17 protein-coding genes are annotated in these 15683 nt (G+C 73.9%); 15 read left to right on the forward strand and 2 right to left on the reverse strand.

Annotated elements, in window-relative coordinates; translation table 11 throughout:
- Positions 1 to 14: 14 nt before the first annotated feature.
- Positions 15 to 200, reverse strand: a complete 186-nt coding sequence (gene rpmB, locus OG550_RS24590; protein WP_014138233.1) for a 50S ribosomal protein L28 — start codon at positions 198 to 200, stop codon at positions 15 to 17.
- Between the two features lie 284 nt (positions 201 to 484).
- On the opposite strand from rpmB, the gene OG550_RS24595 reads away from it, so the two are divergent.
- From OG550_RS24595 to mutM, 10 genes are all read left to right on the forward strand, one after another.
- Positions 485 to 2116, forward strand: a complete 1632-nt coding sequence (locus tag OG550_RS24595; protein ID WP_327680982.1) for a DAK2 domain-containing protein — start codon at positions 485 to 487, stop codon at positions 2114 to 2116.
- 84 nt (positions 2117 to 2200) lie between these two features.
- Complete coding sequence (gene recG, locus OG550_RS24600) at positions 2201 to 4444, forward strand: ATP-dependent DNA helicase RecG (protein ID WP_327680984.1); 2244 nt, start codon at positions 2201 to 2203, stop codon at positions 4442 to 4444.
- A gap of 161 nt (positions 4445 to 4605) precedes the next feature.
- Positions 4606 to 5130 (forward strand): hypothetical protein, encoded by a 525-nt coding sequence (locus tag OG550_RS24605; RefSeq protein ID WP_327680986.1) that lies wholly within the window; start codon positions 4606 to 4608, stop codon positions 5128 to 5130.
- Positions 5131 to 5335: 205 nt separating this feature from the next.
- The gene (rsmD, locus tag OG550_RS24610) at positions 5336 to 5920 is read left to right on the forward strand and encodes a 16S rRNA (guanine(966)-N(2))-methyltransferase RsmD (RefSeq protein WP_327680988.1); all 585 of its coding nucleotides are present in this window, start codon (positions 5336 to 5338) and stop codon (positions 5918 to 5920) included.
- A 51-nt stretch (positions 5921 to 5971) separates the two neighbouring features.
- A complete protein-coding gene (gene coaD, locus OG550_RS24615; RefSeq protein WP_327680991.1) occupies positions 5972 to 6487 on the forward strand; it encodes a pantetheine-phosphate adenylyltransferase in 516 nt (171 codons plus the stop codon).
- Between the two features lie 199 nt (positions 6488 to 6686).
- On the forward strand, positions 6687 to 7886 hold the full coding sequence (locus tag OG550_RS24620) for a cell division initiation protein (RefSeq protein ID WP_327680993.1): 1200 nt from the start codon (positions 6687 to 6689) through the stop codon (positions 7884 to 7886).
- Positions 7887 to 8028: 142 nt separating this feature from the next.
- Positions 8029 to 8673 (forward strand): YceD family protein, encoded by a 645-nt coding sequence (locus OG550_RS24625; protein ID WP_327680995.1) that lies wholly within the window; start codon positions 8029 to 8031, stop codon positions 8671 to 8673.
- A 2-nt stretch (positions 8674 to 8675) separates the two neighbouring features.
- Positions 8676 to 8849: a 50S ribosomal protein L32 gene (rpmF, locus tag OG550_RS24630; protein ID WP_030056747.1), complete on the forward strand. Its 174-nt coding sequence runs from the start codon at positions 8676 to 8678 to the stop codon at positions 8847 to 8849.
- 20 nt (positions 8850 to 8869) lie between these two features.
- Positions 8870 to 9658: a ribonuclease III gene (rnc, locus tag OG550_RS24635; protein WP_327680997.1), complete on the forward strand. Its 789-nt coding sequence runs from the start codon at positions 8870 to 8872 to the stop codon at positions 9656 to 9658.
- 57 nt (positions 9659 to 9715) lie between these two features.
- Positions 9716 to 10594 (forward strand): bifunctional DNA-formamidopyrimidine glycosylase/DNA-(apurinic or apyrimidinic site) lyase, encoded by an 879-nt coding sequence (gene mutM / locus OG550_RS24640; RefSeq protein ID WP_327680999.1) that lies wholly within the window; start codon positions 9716 to 9718, stop codon positions 10592 to 10594.
- Between the two features lie 6 nt (positions 10595 to 10600).
- On the opposite strand, the gene OG550_RS24645 is transcribed toward mutM, so the two are convergent.
- Positions 10601 to 11524, reverse strand: coding sequence for a hypothetical protein (locus OG550_RS24645; RefSeq protein WP_327681002.1), 924 nt, complete (start codon positions 11522 to 11524; stop codon positions 10601 to 10603).
- Positions 11525 to 11842: 318 nt separating this feature from the next.
- Between OG550_RS24645 and OG550_RS24650 the strand changes: the two genes are divergently transcribed.
- The 5 genes from OG550_RS24650 (at position 11843) to OG550_RS24670 (ending at position 15551) form a co-directional block, all read left to right on the forward strand.
- Positions 11843 to 13204, forward strand: coding sequence for a hypothetical protein (locus tag OG550_RS24650; RefSeq protein ID WP_327681003.1), 1362 nt, complete (start codon positions 11843 to 11845; stop codon positions 13202 to 13204).
- Between the two features lie 156 nt (positions 13205 to 13360).
- Positions 13361 to 13945 carry a hypothetical protein gene (locus tag OG550_RS24655; protein ID WP_327681005.1) on the forward strand — a complete coding sequence of 195 codons (585 nt, stop codon included), beginning with the start codon at positions 13361 to 13363 and terminating at the stop codon, positions 13943 to 13945.
- A 31-nt stretch (positions 13946 to 13976) separates the two neighbouring features.
- Complete coding sequence (locus OG550_RS24660) at positions 13977 to 14498, forward strand: winged helix-turn-helix transcriptional regulator (RefSeq protein ID WP_327681007.1); 522 nt, start codon at positions 13977 to 13979, stop codon at positions 14496 to 14498.
- Positions 14499 to 14647: 149 nt separating this feature from the next.
- Positions 14648 to 14947, forward strand: coding sequence for an acylphosphatase (locus OG550_RS24665; RefSeq protein WP_327681009.1), 300 nt, complete (start codon positions 14648 to 14650; stop codon positions 14945 to 14947).
- 400 nt (positions 14948 to 15347) lie between these two features.
- Positions 15348 to 15551, forward strand: coding sequence for a hypothetical protein (locus OG550_RS24670; RefSeq protein WP_327681011.1), 204 nt, complete (start codon positions 15348 to 15350; stop codon positions 15549 to 15551).
- Positions 15552 to 15683 lie beyond the last annotated feature (132 nt).

A 15683-nucleotide genomic window follows, 5' to 3' on the forward strand; every position in this document is an offset into this window, starting at 1 on the left:
TACCGGTCTGCGCGTCAGCGCGAGACCTTACCGGCCTTGATGCACGAGGTGCAGACGTTGAGCCGCTTCGGCGTCCGCCCAATCACAGCGCGCACCGTCTGGATGTTGGGGTTCCAACGACGGGGGGTACGGCGGTGAGAGTGGGAGATGCTGTTGCCGAAGCCCGGCCCCTTGCCGCAGACGTCGCAGTTGGCAGCCACAGGAGTCACTCCAAGACTTCAGATCATTTACGTTCGAAAACCCCGCTGGACCAGCGGAGCACTCGCGTGAACCGGACCGGGCCGAAGGGTGAGCCTGAACCTGTTCCAGGCAACCGGAAGAGCATACAACGCTTGCTTCCGTTCAACGAAACTACCATGACCGGCCGGGTGATCGCTCTGCCCGCCGCTTCCGGCGCCGCCTCCCCGCCCCCGATAACCTGCCGGGTATCACCCCTCGCCGTTCACCCTCAGGCCATCACGGCGTCCCATCCGGAGGAGACCTGGTGCTGCACACGCTCGACGCCCCGGCCGTGCGCAGCTGGTGCCGGCTGGCCCTGCGCGCGCTCGGCCAGGCCCGCGAGGAGATCGACGCACTCAACGTCTACCCCGTCCCGGACGGGGACACCGGCACCAACCTGTACCTGACCGTGGAGTCGGCCGCCGCCGAGGTGGAGAGCCGGTTCGCCGACCCGGGGGAGGGCCCGGCACCGGACCTCGCCGAGACCGCCCGGGCGATGGCCCGCGGCGCGCTGGTCGGCGCCCGCGGCAACTCCGGCGTGATCCTCGCCCAGTGGCTGCGCGGAACCGCCGAGACGCTGGCCGAGGGCGGCGGCGCCGACCAGCTGCGGGCCGCCCTCCAGCGGGCCGCCGACTCCGCCTACCAGGCCGTCGCCGAGCCGGTCGAGGGCACCCTGCTCACCGTCGCCCGGGTCGCCGCCAGGGAGGCGGGCCGGGCCGGTGCCGGGCTCGGACAGGTCGCCGACACCGCGTACCGGGCCGCCCGGGAGGCGCTCCGGCACACCCCCGAACAGCTCGCCGTGCTCGCCGAGAACGGCGTGGTGGACGCCGGCGGCCGCGGCCTGGTCGCCGTCCTCGGCGCGCTCGCCGACGCGGTGGCCGGACACCAGCCGATGGGCCCGGTCGCGCTGCGCGACGACCTCCACCTGGTGGACAGCTGCGCCGGACACGTCCGCCCGCCCGGGCCCGGCCACCCCGCCTTCGAGGTCATCTACCTGCTGGACGCCCCCGACGGGGCGCTGCCCGCACTGCGCGAACGGCTGGCCGCACTCGGCGACTCGCTCGTGGTCGGCGGCGGCGACGGGCTCTGGAACGTCCACGTCCACGTGGACGACGCGGGCGCCGCCGTCGAGGCCGGGGTCGAGGCCGGGCGGCCGCACCAGATCCGGATCACCCACTTCGCCGAGGCCGCCGCCCGGGCCGGCACCGCCGCCGACCGCGGCGAGACGGAGCAGCGCACCCGCGCGGTGCTCTCGGTGGTCTCCGGCGAGGGCCTGGCCGAACTCTGCGAGCAGGCCGGCGCGGTCGTCCTGCACGCCGAACCGGGCCGCCCCCCGGCCAGCGCCGAACTCACCGCCGCCGTCCGGCGGGCCGCCGCCCGCGAGGTCGTGCTGCTGCTCAACGACCCGGAGCTGCGGGCCGCCGCCGGCGCCGCCGCCGACCAGCTGCGCGAGGAGGGCGTCCGGATCGCCGTCCTGCCAACCCGGTCGCCCGTCCAGGGCCTGGCCGCGCTCGCCGTGCACGAGAGCGCCCGCCGCTTCGACGAGGACGTGGTCGCCATGACCTCGGCGGCCGGCGCCACCCGGTACGCCGAACTGGCCGTCGCCGAGGGGGAGTCCTGGACCATGGCCGGGGTCTGCCAGGCCGGCGACGTGCTCGGGCTGATCGACGGGGACGTCGCGGTGATCGGCACCGGACTGGCCGAGGTCGGCACCAGCGTGCTGGACCGGATGCTCGGCGCCGGCGGCGAACTCGTCACCCTGATCCTCGGCGAGGGCGCCCCCGGGGGGCTGGCCGACCTGCTGGTCGCGCACGCCCGGCACCGGCGGCCCGAGGTGGACGCGGTGGTGTTCCACGGCGGCCAGGAGTCGGCGCCGCTGCTCATCGGCGTGGAGTGAGGGCGGCCGGACCGGAGCGGGCCCGGGCGGGGTGCGGGCCGGTCGCGGCCCCGGCTGTCGGTCCCGTGGTGTAAACAAGCCCTGATGGGCGCTCTCGATGAACCACTGACCAAGCTCGTCGGCGACCGGACCGCCAAGGTGCTCGCCGACAGCCTCAAGCTGCGCACGGTCGGGGACCTGCTGCACCACTACCCGCGCCGCTACGTCGAACGCGGCCAGCTCACCAGCCTGGACGAGCTGGAGATCGACGAGCACGTCACCGTGCTGGCCCGGATCGAGAAGGTCACCCTGATCCCGTTCCGCGGCCGCAAGGGCGACCGCCTGGAGGTGGTCGTCACCGACGGCCGCAGCAGGCTCTCGCTGGTCTTCTTCAACCAGGGCTGGCGGCAGAAGGAGCTGAAGGGCGGCGCCCAGGGCCTGTTCGCGGGCAAGGTGGGCGTCTTCAACCGCACCCGCCAACTGGTCTCGCCGGACTACCAGCTGCTCGACGAGGACGCCGACGCCGGAGCCGCCCGGCAGTTCGCCGGCCGGCTCATCCCGGTGTACGGCGCCAGCTCCCAGATGCCCAGCTGGAAGCTCTCGCTCTGCGTCGAGACGGCGCTCACCAAGCACCTGTCCGACGTCGGCGAGCCGCTCCCGCCCGAACTGCGCGAGCGGCACGAGCTGATCCCGCTGCCCGAGGCGCTCGAACTCATCCACCGCCCGCGCAGCCACGCCGACCGCGAGCGCGCCCAGGACCGGCTCCGCTGGGACGAGGCGTTCGTCCTCCAGGTCGCCCTCGCCCAGCGCCGGGCCGCCGACTCCGCGCTGCCCGCCAAGCCCCGCCGGGTCCGGGAGGGCGGCCTGCTCGACGCCTTCGACGCCCGGCTCCCGTTCACCCTCACCGAGGGCCAGCGGAAGGTCTCCGCGGAGATCACCGCCGACCTGGCGGGCGAGCACCCGATGCACCGCCTGCTCCAGGGCGAGGTCGGCTCCGGGAAGACCCTGGTCGCCCTGCGCGCCATGCTCACCGTGGTGGACGCCGGCGGGCAGGCGGTGCTGCTCGCGCCCACCGAGGTGCTGGCCCAGCAGCACCACCGGTCGATCGTCGAGATGATGGGCGACCTGGCCGAGGGCGGCCTGCTCGGCGGCTCCGACCTCGGCACCCGGGTGGTGCTGCTCACCGGCTCGATGGGGGTCCCGGCCCGCCGCCAGGCCCTGCTCGACATGGCCTGCGGGGACGCCGGCCTCGCGATCGGCACCCACGCGCTGATCGAGGACAAGGTGCAGTTCCAGGACCTCGGCCTGGTCGTGGTCGACGAGCAGCACCGCTTCGGCGTCGAACAGCGCGACGCGCTGCGCGCCAAGGGCGACCAGCCGCCGCACCTGCTGGTGATGACGGCCACCCCGATCCCGCGCACCGTCGCGATGACCGTCTTCGGGGACCTGGAGACCTCCGTGCTGGACCAGTTGCCGGCCGGCCGCTCGCCCATCTCCACCCACGTCGTCCCGGCCGTCGAGAAGCCCAACTTCCTGGCGCGCGCCTGGGAGCGGGTCCGCGAGGAGGTGGCCAAGGGCCACCAGGCGTACGTGGTCTGCCCCCGGATCGGGGACGAGGAGCCCGCCGGCCCCGAGGCCGGGGCGAAGGCCGCGAAGAAGCGGCGCCGGGCCGGGGACGACCTGGAGGACCTGACCGACGACGCGCCGGACGAGGGCGCCGCGGCCGACGAACGGCGGCCCCCGCTCTCCGTCGTCGAGACCGCCGCGATGCTGGCCGGGGGCCCGCTGGCCGGGCTGCGGGTGGAGATCCTGCACGGCCGTCTGACGCCGGAGGCCAAGGACGACGTGATGCGCCGGTTCACGGCCGGCGAGGTGGACGTGCTGGTCGCCACCACGGTGATCGAGGTCGGCGTCAACGTCCCGAACTCCACCGCGATGGTGATCATGGACGCGGACCGGTTCGGCGTCTCCCAGCTCCACCAGCTCCGCGGCCGGGTCGGGCGGGGCTCCGCCGCGGGGCTCTGCCTGCTGGTCAGCGACATGCCCGCGGGCAGCGCCGCCCGGGCCCGGCTGGACGCGGTGGCCGGCACGCTGGACGGCTTCCAGCTGTCCCGGATCGACCTCGAACAGCGCCGCGAGGGCGACGTCCTCGGCCAGGCGCAGTCGGGCGTGAAGTCCTCGCTCAAGGTGCTGTCGGTGCTGGAGGACGAGGAGGTCATCGTGACCGCCCGCGCCGAGGCCACCCGGCTGGTCGCCGAGGACCCGTCGCTGGCCGCCCACCCGGAGCTGCGCACCGCGCTGGAGAGCCTGCTCGACGCGGACCGCGCGGAGTACCTGGAGAAGGGCTGAGAGGGCTCGGGCGGACTCGGCCGGGTCCGTCGGCGGGCCTGTCGGCGGGCCTGTCGGCGGGCCCTCGGCCGGGCCCGGTTGTCAGACCCCCGGGAGAGAATGGAGGTGTTCAGGACGCACCCCCAAGGTGCGTTCCTGGCACGACACTTGGGGGTTTTGCCATGGCATTCCGTCATCTCAACGAGCTCCCGCTGGGCGACAAGGTCTTCCGGATCGAACTCGCCAGCGACGACGACCGCGAGGTCACCCTCACCCTCACCGGCTGGCGCGACGGGGAGGCGGCCTCGCCGCTCGCCTCCGGCCGGCTGCGGCTGCCGGTCGAGGACGTCGCCTCGCTGCGGATCGCGCTCAACCGGGCGCTCCGGGCCCTGGCGATCGTCGCCGACGTCTCCGAGCCCATCCCCGACCGTGACGTGCTGCGCGAGCTCTACCCCGGCCACGGCGCCCCCTGGGTGCCGCAGCACGAGGAGGAACTGGTCCGGCGGTTCCACGAGAACGAGACCGTCGCCCGGATCGCCGCCCGCTTCGGCCGCACGCCCGACTCCGTCCGCACCAAGCTGCGCGAGCTCGGGCACGACCCGCGCCGCCCCGAGTACTGCCCGCCCGACGGCTGCCTGTCCTGGTCCCGCTACGCCTCGCCGACGCTGCTCGGTGCGGCCGCCCCGGCCCAGGCGGCGGGGGAGTAGCCGCACCCTCCGAGGATCCACGAGCGACCCCGGGCGACCCCGGGTGACCCGCGGGGCGGGACCGCACCGGTGTGCGGCTCCGCCCCGCGGACGGGCCCGGGGGCGCGCCGAGCGCCCGGGAAGGCCGAGTGGCCCCACCGGTCCGACCGGCGGGGCCGCTCCCGTATAGCGTGGTCGGGCAGCGACGAAAGGACCTCCCACCACCATGACCCGCGTGATCGCCGGGGCGGCCGGCGGCCGCCGGCTGGCCGTACCGCCCGGCCGGGGCACCCGCCCGACCTCCGACAAGGCCCGCGAGGCGATGTTCTCCACCCTGGAGGCACTGCGCGGCAGCCTCCAGGACACCCGCATGCTCGACCTGTTCGGCGGGTCGGGGGCGGTCGGCCTGGAGGCGCTGTCGCGCGGCGCCCGGCACGTGCTGCTGGTCGAGGCGGACGCCCAGGCGGCCCGGGTGATCCGGGAGAACGTCCGGACGGTCGGCCTGCCGGGGGCGCTGGTGAAGGCCGCGAAGGCGGAGAAGGTGATCGCCGGGCCGGCCCCGGAGGACCCGTACGACCTGGTCTTCCTCGATCCGCCGTACGTCGTCACCGATGACGAGGTACGCGAGATGCTGATCACACTGTCGGCTGGGGGCTGGCTCGCGGCCGACGCACTCGTCACCGTGGAGCGCAGCACCCGGGGCGGCGAGTTCGGCTGGCCGGAGGGCTTCGAGGTGCTGCGCTCGCGCAGGTACGGCGAGGGCACGCTCTGGTACGGTCGCGCCGCCGCCGAGACCCGCCACCACCCCTAGCGGGCCGAGGCCCGCAGCAGTCCCGTCACCCCACGAGGGAGCACAAACGCCATGCGCCGTGCCGTCTGCCCCGGTTCGTTCGACCCGATCACCAACGGTCACCTCGACATCATCGGGCGGGCCTCGAAGCTGTACGACGTGGTGCACGTCGCGGTGCTGATCAACCGCAACAAGCAGGGCATGTTCAGCGTCGAGGAGCGGATCGCGCTGATCGAGGAGACCACCGCCCAGTACGGGAACGTCGTGGTCGAGTCGCACCTCGGCCTGCTGGTGGACTTCTGCCGCGAGCGGGACATCCCGGCGATCATCAAGGGCCTGCGCGCCGTCAGCGACTTCGACTACGAGCTGCAGATGGCCCAGATGAACCACGGGCTGACCGGCGTCGAGACGCTCTTCGTGCCGACCTCGCCGACGTACAGCTTCCTCTCCTCGACGCTGGTCAAGGAGGTCGCCTCGTACGGCGGCGACGTCTCGCACCTGCTGCCGGAGACGGTGCACCGCCGCCTGGCCGAGCGGATCGCCGAACGGAACGCCGAGCGGAACGCGGGGCAGAGCGCCCGGTCGTAGCCGGCCGGGTGGTGACCGGAAGTCCGTTTCTGCCGGTTCGTCACGGTATGTCGATCGGGTGGGTGGTCGGCCCCGTCCGGGCGTTGTGACCTCGCCCCGCGGTGGCCGTACAGTCTGTATTCCTGCCCTGCGGTGAGGTGCACCGCGCCGGGCGCTGCCTCCGCCGGACCGTCGGCGGCACACGGAAAGACGAAGCCCCGTGGACGTGCAGAACAAGGTCGACGAGATCGTGGCGGCCGTCGAGAACGCCCGCTCGATGCCCATGTCGGCCTCCTGCGTGGTGAACCGTGCCGAGCTGGTCGGCCTGCTCCAGGCGCTGAGGGCGTCACTGCCCGCCGAGCTGGCCCAGGCCCAGTCGGTGATGGCGGACCACGAGTCGGTGGTCCTGGACGCCCAGGCCGAGGCGGAGCGGATCATCCAGGGCGCGCACGCCGAGCGGGGCTCGCTGATCTCCGACACCGAGGTGGTCCGCCGGGCCCAGGCCGAGGCCGACCGGATCCTCGCCGAGGCCCGCGCCGAGGTCGACACCAAGCGCGGCGAGGCCGACGACTACGTGGACAGCAAGCTGGCCAACTTCGAGGTCGTGCTCACCAAGACGCTCGGGGCGGTCGGCCGCGGCCGGACCAAGCTGCGCGGCGACGCGAGCGTCTTCGAGAACGACCAGGACGGCGAGACCGACGGCGAGGAGTTCCGGCCGCAGCGGATCAGCCCGAGCCCCGAGGTCGACGAGTACGTCGATGTGAAGCTCGCCACCCTGGAGAACGTGCTCAGCGCGACCCTGGAGGCGGTCGGCAAGGGGCGCGACAAGCTGCTCGGCAAGAAGTCGATCGACGAGCTGGGCGCCTACCTGGCCGCCGCCGACCAGGCGCAGCAGGCCAAGGAGCGGGCCGAGGCGGTCGCCGCCGGCTTCGCCGGGGACGCCGACGGCGCCGACATCGCGTGGTACCGCGAGGACGTGCCGCAGCAGCAGACCTGGCCGGAGCAGACCCCGGCCGCGGCGGGCTGGCAGGCGCCCGGAACCGACCACTACGCGGCCGCGCAGCAGGGCGGCGGCCAGTACGCCGAGGTGTACGGCGGCGGCTTCGACCCGGCGGCCGGCCAGGGCGGCGACCCGTACGGCGGCCAGTACGGCTACGGCCAGCAGGTGCCGCAGGTGCAGCAGGGGTACCCGGAGGACCAGCAGGGCGGCTACGGCTACCCGCCCCAGCAGCAGGGGTACGCCGTGCAGCAGTACGACGCCTGGGGCAACCCCCAGCCCGAGGCCGCGGCGGGCTACCCGCAGCCGCCGGCCAACCCGCCGGCACTCCCGCAGCAGGCGCAGCCCGGCCTGGACGAGACCAGCTTCTTCGACACCAGCATGATCGACATGACCCGCCTCCGGGAGCTCGGCGGCAGGTAGCGTTCGGGAGCGAAGTTGGGCCTGGCCGGAGACTCCGGTAGTCTGACCACTCCGGCCCCTCCGTGTCGGGCCGTCGGTCTGCCCGCGCATCCCATCCGATGAGCGGCGCCGCGCATCAGTTTCCTCAGGAAGTCAGGACACCTTGAACCGCCTCGACCACCGCGACCCCCTCGTGTTCGACACGCACGAGCTGGGCCGTCGTCCGGGTGCGCTGCGCAAGGTGACCCGGACCCTGGAGGCCCCCGAGGGCCTGGGGATCATCGACGTGATCGGTGTTCCCGAGAAGAGCGAGATCGTACTGGAGCTCCGCCTGGAGTCCGTGGTCGAGGGCGTGCTGGTGACCGGCACCGCCGAGACCGTGGTCGAGGGCGAGTGTGTACGGTGCCTGGAGCCGGTCGAGTCCGATCTCGACGTGGACTTCCAGGAGCTTTACTACTACCCAGAGTCCGACGAGCGTCACCGCGCCCGGACGACCGGGACCGAGGACCTCGACGAGGACTCGGAAGACGAGACTTACCGCCTGGAGGGCGATTACTTCGACCTCCAGCCGGTGCTGCGTGACGCGGTGGTGCTCGCACTGCCGCTGCAGCCGGTGTGCCAGGAAGACTGCCTGGGCCTGTGCTCCGAATGCGGAGCGCGCCTGAGCGACGACCCGGCGCACCACCACGACGCCGCCGACCCCCGGTGGGCGGCTCTGCAGGGACTCTCCGCCGCCCCTGGCGACGAGGGTGACGGAATCAAGTACAGCGACGCCCGTGAGGGTCTCGCCGAGAACCAGGAGAAGTAGCCGTGGCTGTTCCGAAGCGGAAGATGTCGCGCAGCAACACGCGCCACCGCCGGTCCAACTGGAAGGCCGTTGTCCCGGCCCTCGTGGCGTGCGACCGCTGCCACGAGCCGAAGCTGGGTCACATCGCGTGCCCGAGCTGCGGCACGTACAACCGCCGCCAGGTCCTCTCGGTCTGATCGGCGGGGTGCACGGATCGATGTCGGACGGTAACTCCTCCCGCAAGGCGGCCACCGCCCCGAAGGCTCCTTCGGGCGGCGGAAAGGCCGGCGGGCCGGCTTCGACCGAATACGACGTCCTGGAAGGGCGCCTCGGGTACACGCTCGAGCGCGCCCTTCTGGTGCGTGCCCTGACCCACCGCTCGTACGCGTACGAGAACGGCGGGCTGCCCACCAACGAGCGCCTGGAGTTCCTCGGCGACTCGGTGCTGGGCCTGGTGGTGACCGACACCCTCTACCGCGTCCACCCGGACGTCCCGGAGGGCACGCTCGCCAAGCTGCGCGCCGCGGTGGTCAACTCGCGCGCGCTCGCCGACGTCGGCCGCGGCCTGGAGCTCGGCACGTTCATCCGGCTCGGCAAGGGCGAGGAGGGCACCGGCGGCCGTGACAAGTCGTCGATCCTCGCCGACACCGTCGAGGCCGTGATCGGCGCCGTCTACCTGGACCAGGGACTGGACGCCGCCACCGAGTTCGTCCACCGGCTGTTCGACCCGCTGATCGAGGAGTCCTCTCAGCTGGGAGCCGGCCTGGACTGGAAGACCAGCCTCCAGGAGCTCACCGCCTCGGTGGGCATCGGAGTGCCCGAGTACGTGGTCGAGGAGTCCGGTCCGGACCACGAGAAGACCTTCACCGCGGCGGCCCGGGTGGCCGGCGAGGACTTCGGCAGCGGCGTCGGCCGCTCGAAGAAGGAAGCCGAGCAGAAGGCCGCGGAGAGCGCCTGGCGGGCGATCAGGGAGAAGTACGCCGACCGCCTGCCCAGCGGGGCCTGAGCACGCAGTAGCCTTCCTCCTGCAGACGCAGTTCCCCGTTGCAGGAGGCTTGTTCCCGTGCCCGAACTCCCCGAGGTCGAGGTCGTCCGCCGCGGTCTGGCGAACTGGGTCGCCGGGCGGACCGTGGCCGGGGTCGAGGTGCTGCACCCCCGTGCGGTGCGCCGCCAGTCCGCCGGCCCGGCCGACTTCACCGCCCGGCTCACCGGCACCACGCTCGGCAGCGCGCAGCGGCGCGGCAAGTACCTCTGGGTGCCGCTCTCCGGCACCGGGACCGGCTTCTCGCTGATCGGCCACCTCGGGATGAGCGGCCAGCTGCTCGTCCAGGACCCGTCCGTGCCGGACGAGAAGCACCTGCGGGTCCGGATGCGGTTCGACGACGGCGGGCGCGAGCTGCGCTTCGTCGACCAGCGGACCTTCGGCGGGCTGGCCGTCGAGGAGGCCGAGGACGGCGACCCCGAGGGCACCCCGGTCTCCATCGCGCACATCGCCCGCGACCCGCTCGACCCGCGCTTCGACGACGCCGCCTTCGCGTCCGCGCTGCGCGCCAGGCGCACCACCGTCAAGCGGGCGCTGCTGGACCAGACGCTGATCAGCGGGGTCGGGAACATCTACGCCGACGAGGCGCTCTGGCGCAGCCGGCTGCACTACGACCGCCCGACCGGGTCGCTGACCCGTGCGCAGGCGCTGACGCTGCTGGCCGACGCCCGGGACGTGATGGCGGCGGCGCTGGCCGTCGGCGGCACCAGCTTTGACAGCCTGTACGTCAACGTGAACGGCGAGAGCGGCTACTTCTCCCGCGACCTGGACGCCTACGGCCGCGAGCAGGAACCGTGCCGGCGCTGCGGCACGCCGATCCGGCGGGCCGCCTGGATGAACCGGTCCAGCTACTTCTGCCCCCGCTGCCAGCGGGTGCCGCGGGTCCGCAGCGGGGGCTGAGCGCCCTCAGTGCTTGGCGAGTTCGGGCTTCGGGTGCTCGGGCTCGGGGGCGCCGCCGTGGGTGTCCTGGCCGAAGTAGGCGACGCCGACCGCCGCGACCACCGACAGCAGGAAGCCCGCCACGCCGAGCCAGCCGAGCCCGGCCTTCGAGGAGTCGCCGAGCCAGAGCACGCCGACCGCGCCGGGCAGCACCGTCTCGCCGACCACGAGGGCCGCGGTGGCGCCGTTCACCGAGCCGATCTGCAGCGCCACGGTGTGCACGTACATGCCGCCGATGCCGCCGACCAGGATCGCGTACAGGGCCGGGTCGGAGAGCAGCCTGCCGAGCTCGAACGGCTCGACGCCGTTGAGGATGCGCACGCCGACGCCGAGTGCGCCGAAGCCCAGGCCGGAGAGCAGGCCGGCGACGATCGCGCCGTTGGCGCCCATCCGGCGGACCAGCAGGGCGCCGCCGACCAGCAGCACGGTGGTGATCGCCAGCAGCCACCAGTGGAAGGCCATCTCGGCGTGGTGGCCGCCCTCGGGCCCGGCCGAGACCGCCAGCAGCACCAGCGCCGAGCAGAGCACGCCGATCGAGGCCCACTCCAGCTGCTTGAGCCGGATCCCGAGCAGCTTGATCGACAGCACCGCGGTGATCACCAGGTTGGCGCTGATGATGGTCTGCGAGAGGAACAGCGGCAGCAGCCGGGCGGCCAGTGCGCCGAGCCCGAAGCCGATGAAGTCCAGCACCGTGCCGAGGATGAACTCCCAGGTGACGGCGGCCTTGGCGGTGGAGGAGAGGCTCGGCCCGCCGTGCGCGGTGGTCCCGGCGGCGGAGGCGCCCTTGGCGGCCTCCTCGCGGGCGGAGCGGCGTGAGCCGACGGCCTGCAGGACCGAACCGGTGCCGTAGCAGGCGGAGGCCGCCACGGCGGTGACGAGGCCGATCAACACGCGGGTGCTCCGATCGAGAGTCTTGCGGGGGAGGAAGGTCAAGAGAAGGTCATGAGCGGGTGGTACGGCCACCACTATGCCCGGTCGGGGAGTACGGTCGGACCGCCCCCCGGGGACCGCCGCGGGCTGCGCCGACCCGCCGGAACGTACGTCCGGGCAGGTGACCGGGTTCCCGCGGCAGGACGGGGTCAGGGACCCTCCCGGGTAGAGATCATCCCCGGGGAGGGGACGCACCCCGGCGGACGGTGGGGGTGGCGGGGCGGTCCGTACCCGGCGGGTATGCCCTGCGAGGGGGCCCGTGGAGGTAGCGTCGATGGCATGAGAACCCTTGCTCGACGACGTTCCCGGGGCGCCGGGCCGCTGGCCCTGGTGGTGGCGCTGCTCGGGCTGCTCCTCCTGCTGGCGCCGACGGCCTCGGCGGCGGGCGGGTTGGACGACGCGGCCGCCGCACTCAAGCAGGGCCGGGTGTACGTCGACCCGGCCATGGCCGGCCGGTTCGACCAGGGGCAGGCCGACGCGCTGACCGAGCGGATCCGGCAGACCGACAAGCCGATCTTCGTCGCGGTCGTTCCCGCCGCCGCCCCGTACGGCGCCCAGACGGTCTTCGACGACCTGCGGACCAAGACCGGCATCACCGGCACCTACGCGATCTGGCGCGGCGACCAGTTCCAGGCCCGCTCCGACAAGGCCGCGCTGCCCAGTGCGAGCGCCGAACGGATCGCCGGCGCCGCCTTCCGCGCGCACCCCGGCGACATCGGCGCCACCCTCGGCGACTTCGTCGACACCGCCGCGCCGCAGATCAAGGGACACGGCGTGAACAGCGCCGCGGGCGGAGTCTCCACCGCCGCGATCGTCGTTCCGCTGGCCCTGCTCGCGCTCGCCGGCACCGGGGTGTTCCTGCTCTTCCGCCGCGCCAAGCGGCGCAAGGAGGAGCAGCGCCGGGCCGAACTCGCACAGCTGCGCCGGGTCGTCGACGAGGACATCACGGCCTACGGCGAGGAGCTCGACCGGCTCGACTTCGACCCGCGCGCCGCCGACGCGGACGACGCCCAGCGCGACGACTACGCGCACGCCCTGGACTCGTACGAGCGGGCGAAGCTGCTGATGGACGAGGCCAAGGGGCCGCAGGACGTGAAGCCGGTCACCGAGGCGCTGGAGGACGGCCGGTTCGCGCTGGCCACTCTGGACGCCCGGCGCGAGCGCGAGCCGCTGCCGGAGCGGCGGCCGCCGTGCTTCTTCGACCCGCGGCACGGTCCGTCGGCGCAGGACGCCGAGTGGGCCCCGGCGGGCGGCGCGGCGCGCACCGTCCCGGTCTGCCGGGCCGACGCGGAGCGGCTGGCGGCCGGGCAGGACCCGGACGTGCGGACCGTCCCGACCGAGCACGGCCCGCAGCCGTACTGGAACGCCGGACCGGCGTACGGGCCCTGGGCGGGCGGCTACTTCGGCGGCTTCGGCGGCGGCCTGCTGCCGGGCCTGCTGGTGGGCACGATGCTCGGCTCGGTGATGGCGAGCCCGGCCTACGCGGCCGGTGCGGCGGAGGCGGGCGCCGGATACGAGGGCGGCGACGCGTCGGGCGCCGACTACGACTCCTCCGACTTCGGCGGCGGGTTCGGTGGCGGGGGCGACCTCGGTGGCGGCGGGGACTTCGGCGGCGGGGGTGACTTCGGGGGCGGCTTCTGACCGGCCGCCGTCCCCGGCGCGACGCCGTCCACGGGGGACGGCGGGCGCGCCGGGGCGGCGACCGGCTTCGGAGGCCCGCGGCCCCACCGGTCCACCGGTGGGGCCGCGCCGTCGCGGTGGGGTGGGGGACGAGGAGTGGGGAAGGGGGAGGGGCCCGTGTCACCGAGTCCGGAGCTCGCCCGGCCGTGGCTGCGGCCGGGCGAGGAGCTGTCCGGCCTGGTCGAGGTCCGGCTGAGCTGGGCGGTCGGCCGGGCGCCGCGGCGCCACCGCGAGCGGGGCGCCGACGTGGAGGCCGGGGTGGAAGGCGCGTTCGGCGTCCTCGACCTGCTGCTCGACGGCGCCCAGGGCGTCGCGGGGCTCGCCCTCCTGTACGGGGCCAGGGCCGTCGCGCCCGGCCTGACCGGCGGCTGGGAGAGCCTCGCGGGCCGGTTCGCCGCCGCCGCACGGGAGGCCGAGCCGGAGCGCTCGTCGGCGACCTTCGGGTACGTGCTGCTGGCCTTCACCGACCGCCGCCGGCTGCTGCTCAAACGGCGGGGCGCGCTGCGCGCCGACCACCTGGTCGACCCCGGCCGGATCGTCGGGGTGGACCGGATCCGCCCGCACGGCCGGGACGTCCCGGCGGGCGGGGACGAGCGCTGGGTGCGGCTGCGGTTCGCCGACGGCTCGGCGGTGGCGGTGCGGGTGGCGCGCGGGGAGCTCAAGGCGCTGGAGGGGCTGACGGCCCTCGACAGCTGGGTTTGAGAACGCAACCCGGTGTGGCAGGGTGGGGTACGTGACTTCTCGGGATGTGACCTCCGACACCCCTCCGGCGGTCCCCGCCGTGCCCGCCCTGCCCGGGCGGCCCTGTTCGATCGCCGCCGCGCTGCACGTGGTGGGGGAGAAGTGGGCGCTGCTCGCGGTGCGGGAGCTGTTCTACGGCAACCACCGGTTCGACCGGATCGCCCGGAACACCGGGGCGCCGCGGGACCGGCTGACCGCCCGGCTGCGGGCACTGGAGGAGGCCGGGGTGGTGGAACGCCGGGCCTACAGCGAGCGCCCGCCCCGCTTCGAGTACCACCTGACCGAGGCCGGCCTGGACCTCGCGCCGCTCACCCAGGCGCTGCTCGGCTGGGGGGACCGCTGGCTGATGCCGGAGCCCCCGGTCGGCCTGGAGCACGGGCCGGAGGGGCACGAACCGCACCCGTACGACCCGGCCTGGGTCTGCCGCACCTGCGGGGAGGAGGGGCGGCGCGCGGAGCTGCGGCTGGAGGTCCGCGGCCCGGACTGGACGAGGGAGGGCCCGGCGGCGCCGTGACACGACCGTCGGTGTGCGGTCCGGCCGCCGGTGCCCGACCCGGCCGCCGTCGGCGTGGCGCCATGCCGTGCCGTGCTGCCGTGGCGCCGGTCGGCGGAGCGCGGCCCGACCGCGACGCGGGGCGCCGCCCGGCCGGATAGGGTCGGGGCATGCACGGTCGCGACGCCCACAGTGAGGAGCCGGTCCGGGTCACCGCCTGGGTGCGGGGCAAGGTCCAGCAGGTCGGCTTCCGCTGGTGGACCAGGGCGCGGGCACTGGAGATCGGCCTCAGCGGCTACGCGAGCAACCTCGGCGACGGCCGGGTGCAGGTGGTCGCGGAGGGCTTCGCCGTCGACTGCGAACAGCTGCTCGCCCTGCTCAGGGGTCCGGACACGCCGGGGCGGGTCGCCGGGGTGACCGAGATCTGGACCGCCGTCGGCACCGGCTACGAGGGCTTCGAGATCCGCTGAGTCCGGCCCGCTCCGGAACCGGGCCGAAAGGATCGGCAACTGGCGGTGTCGTACGGTTGCCATCCGGGCAGACTCGTGGTTGACTCCGCATCGGACGATGATCCACGAGCACGTGGTGGACCTCCCCGCGACCGCCCGGCGTGACCACACCGCCAGGCAGGTGACAGGGGCGCGGTAGCGTGCGGTGATCGTGTTGACCCGTTCCGTCTTTGGTGAGACGCTGGAAGCCCGCGCACACGACCGCGTTATCCCGGCAGGCGCATGCCCTCGTGGGCCCAGCTCACGGCGGTTGTGCCGTAGTGCCCAGCCAGCACTGCCGGAGCGCGCCGCGCGTGCGTCCCCCTTCCCCCTAGACCTGTACCGTTCCGGTTCGGTCACTCAGCGTGGAGGACCATTCATCATGGCAAAGGCGCTTCTCGGGTACGTCGGCGGCCCCGACCCGCGAATGCTCTCCGAGATGCGACGGCTGCAGCAGCGCGTTCAGGACCTCGAATCCGAGCTGATTCGGATGCAGGCCGAGAACGACGCTCTCACCGCTGTCGCTGACGAGCACTCGCTGCTCAGCAGCATCGATCTGGACCAGCGGGAGCCGGCTCTCACCTGAGTCCCGCCCCGACCCCGATCGACGCCGTTGTGCACAGAGCCGCCCCGAAAGGGACGCAGCTTGCAAGGGACGCCCCGCGTGGCGTCCCTTCGTCGTGTCCGGGGTGATCGTTCGGGAGCGTCCGGCCGGCGG

This window comes from Kitasatospora sp. NBC_00458 (genome assembly GCF_036013975.1).
GTDB lineage: Bacteria > Actinomycetota > Actinomycetes > Streptomycetales > Streptomycetaceae > Kitasatospora.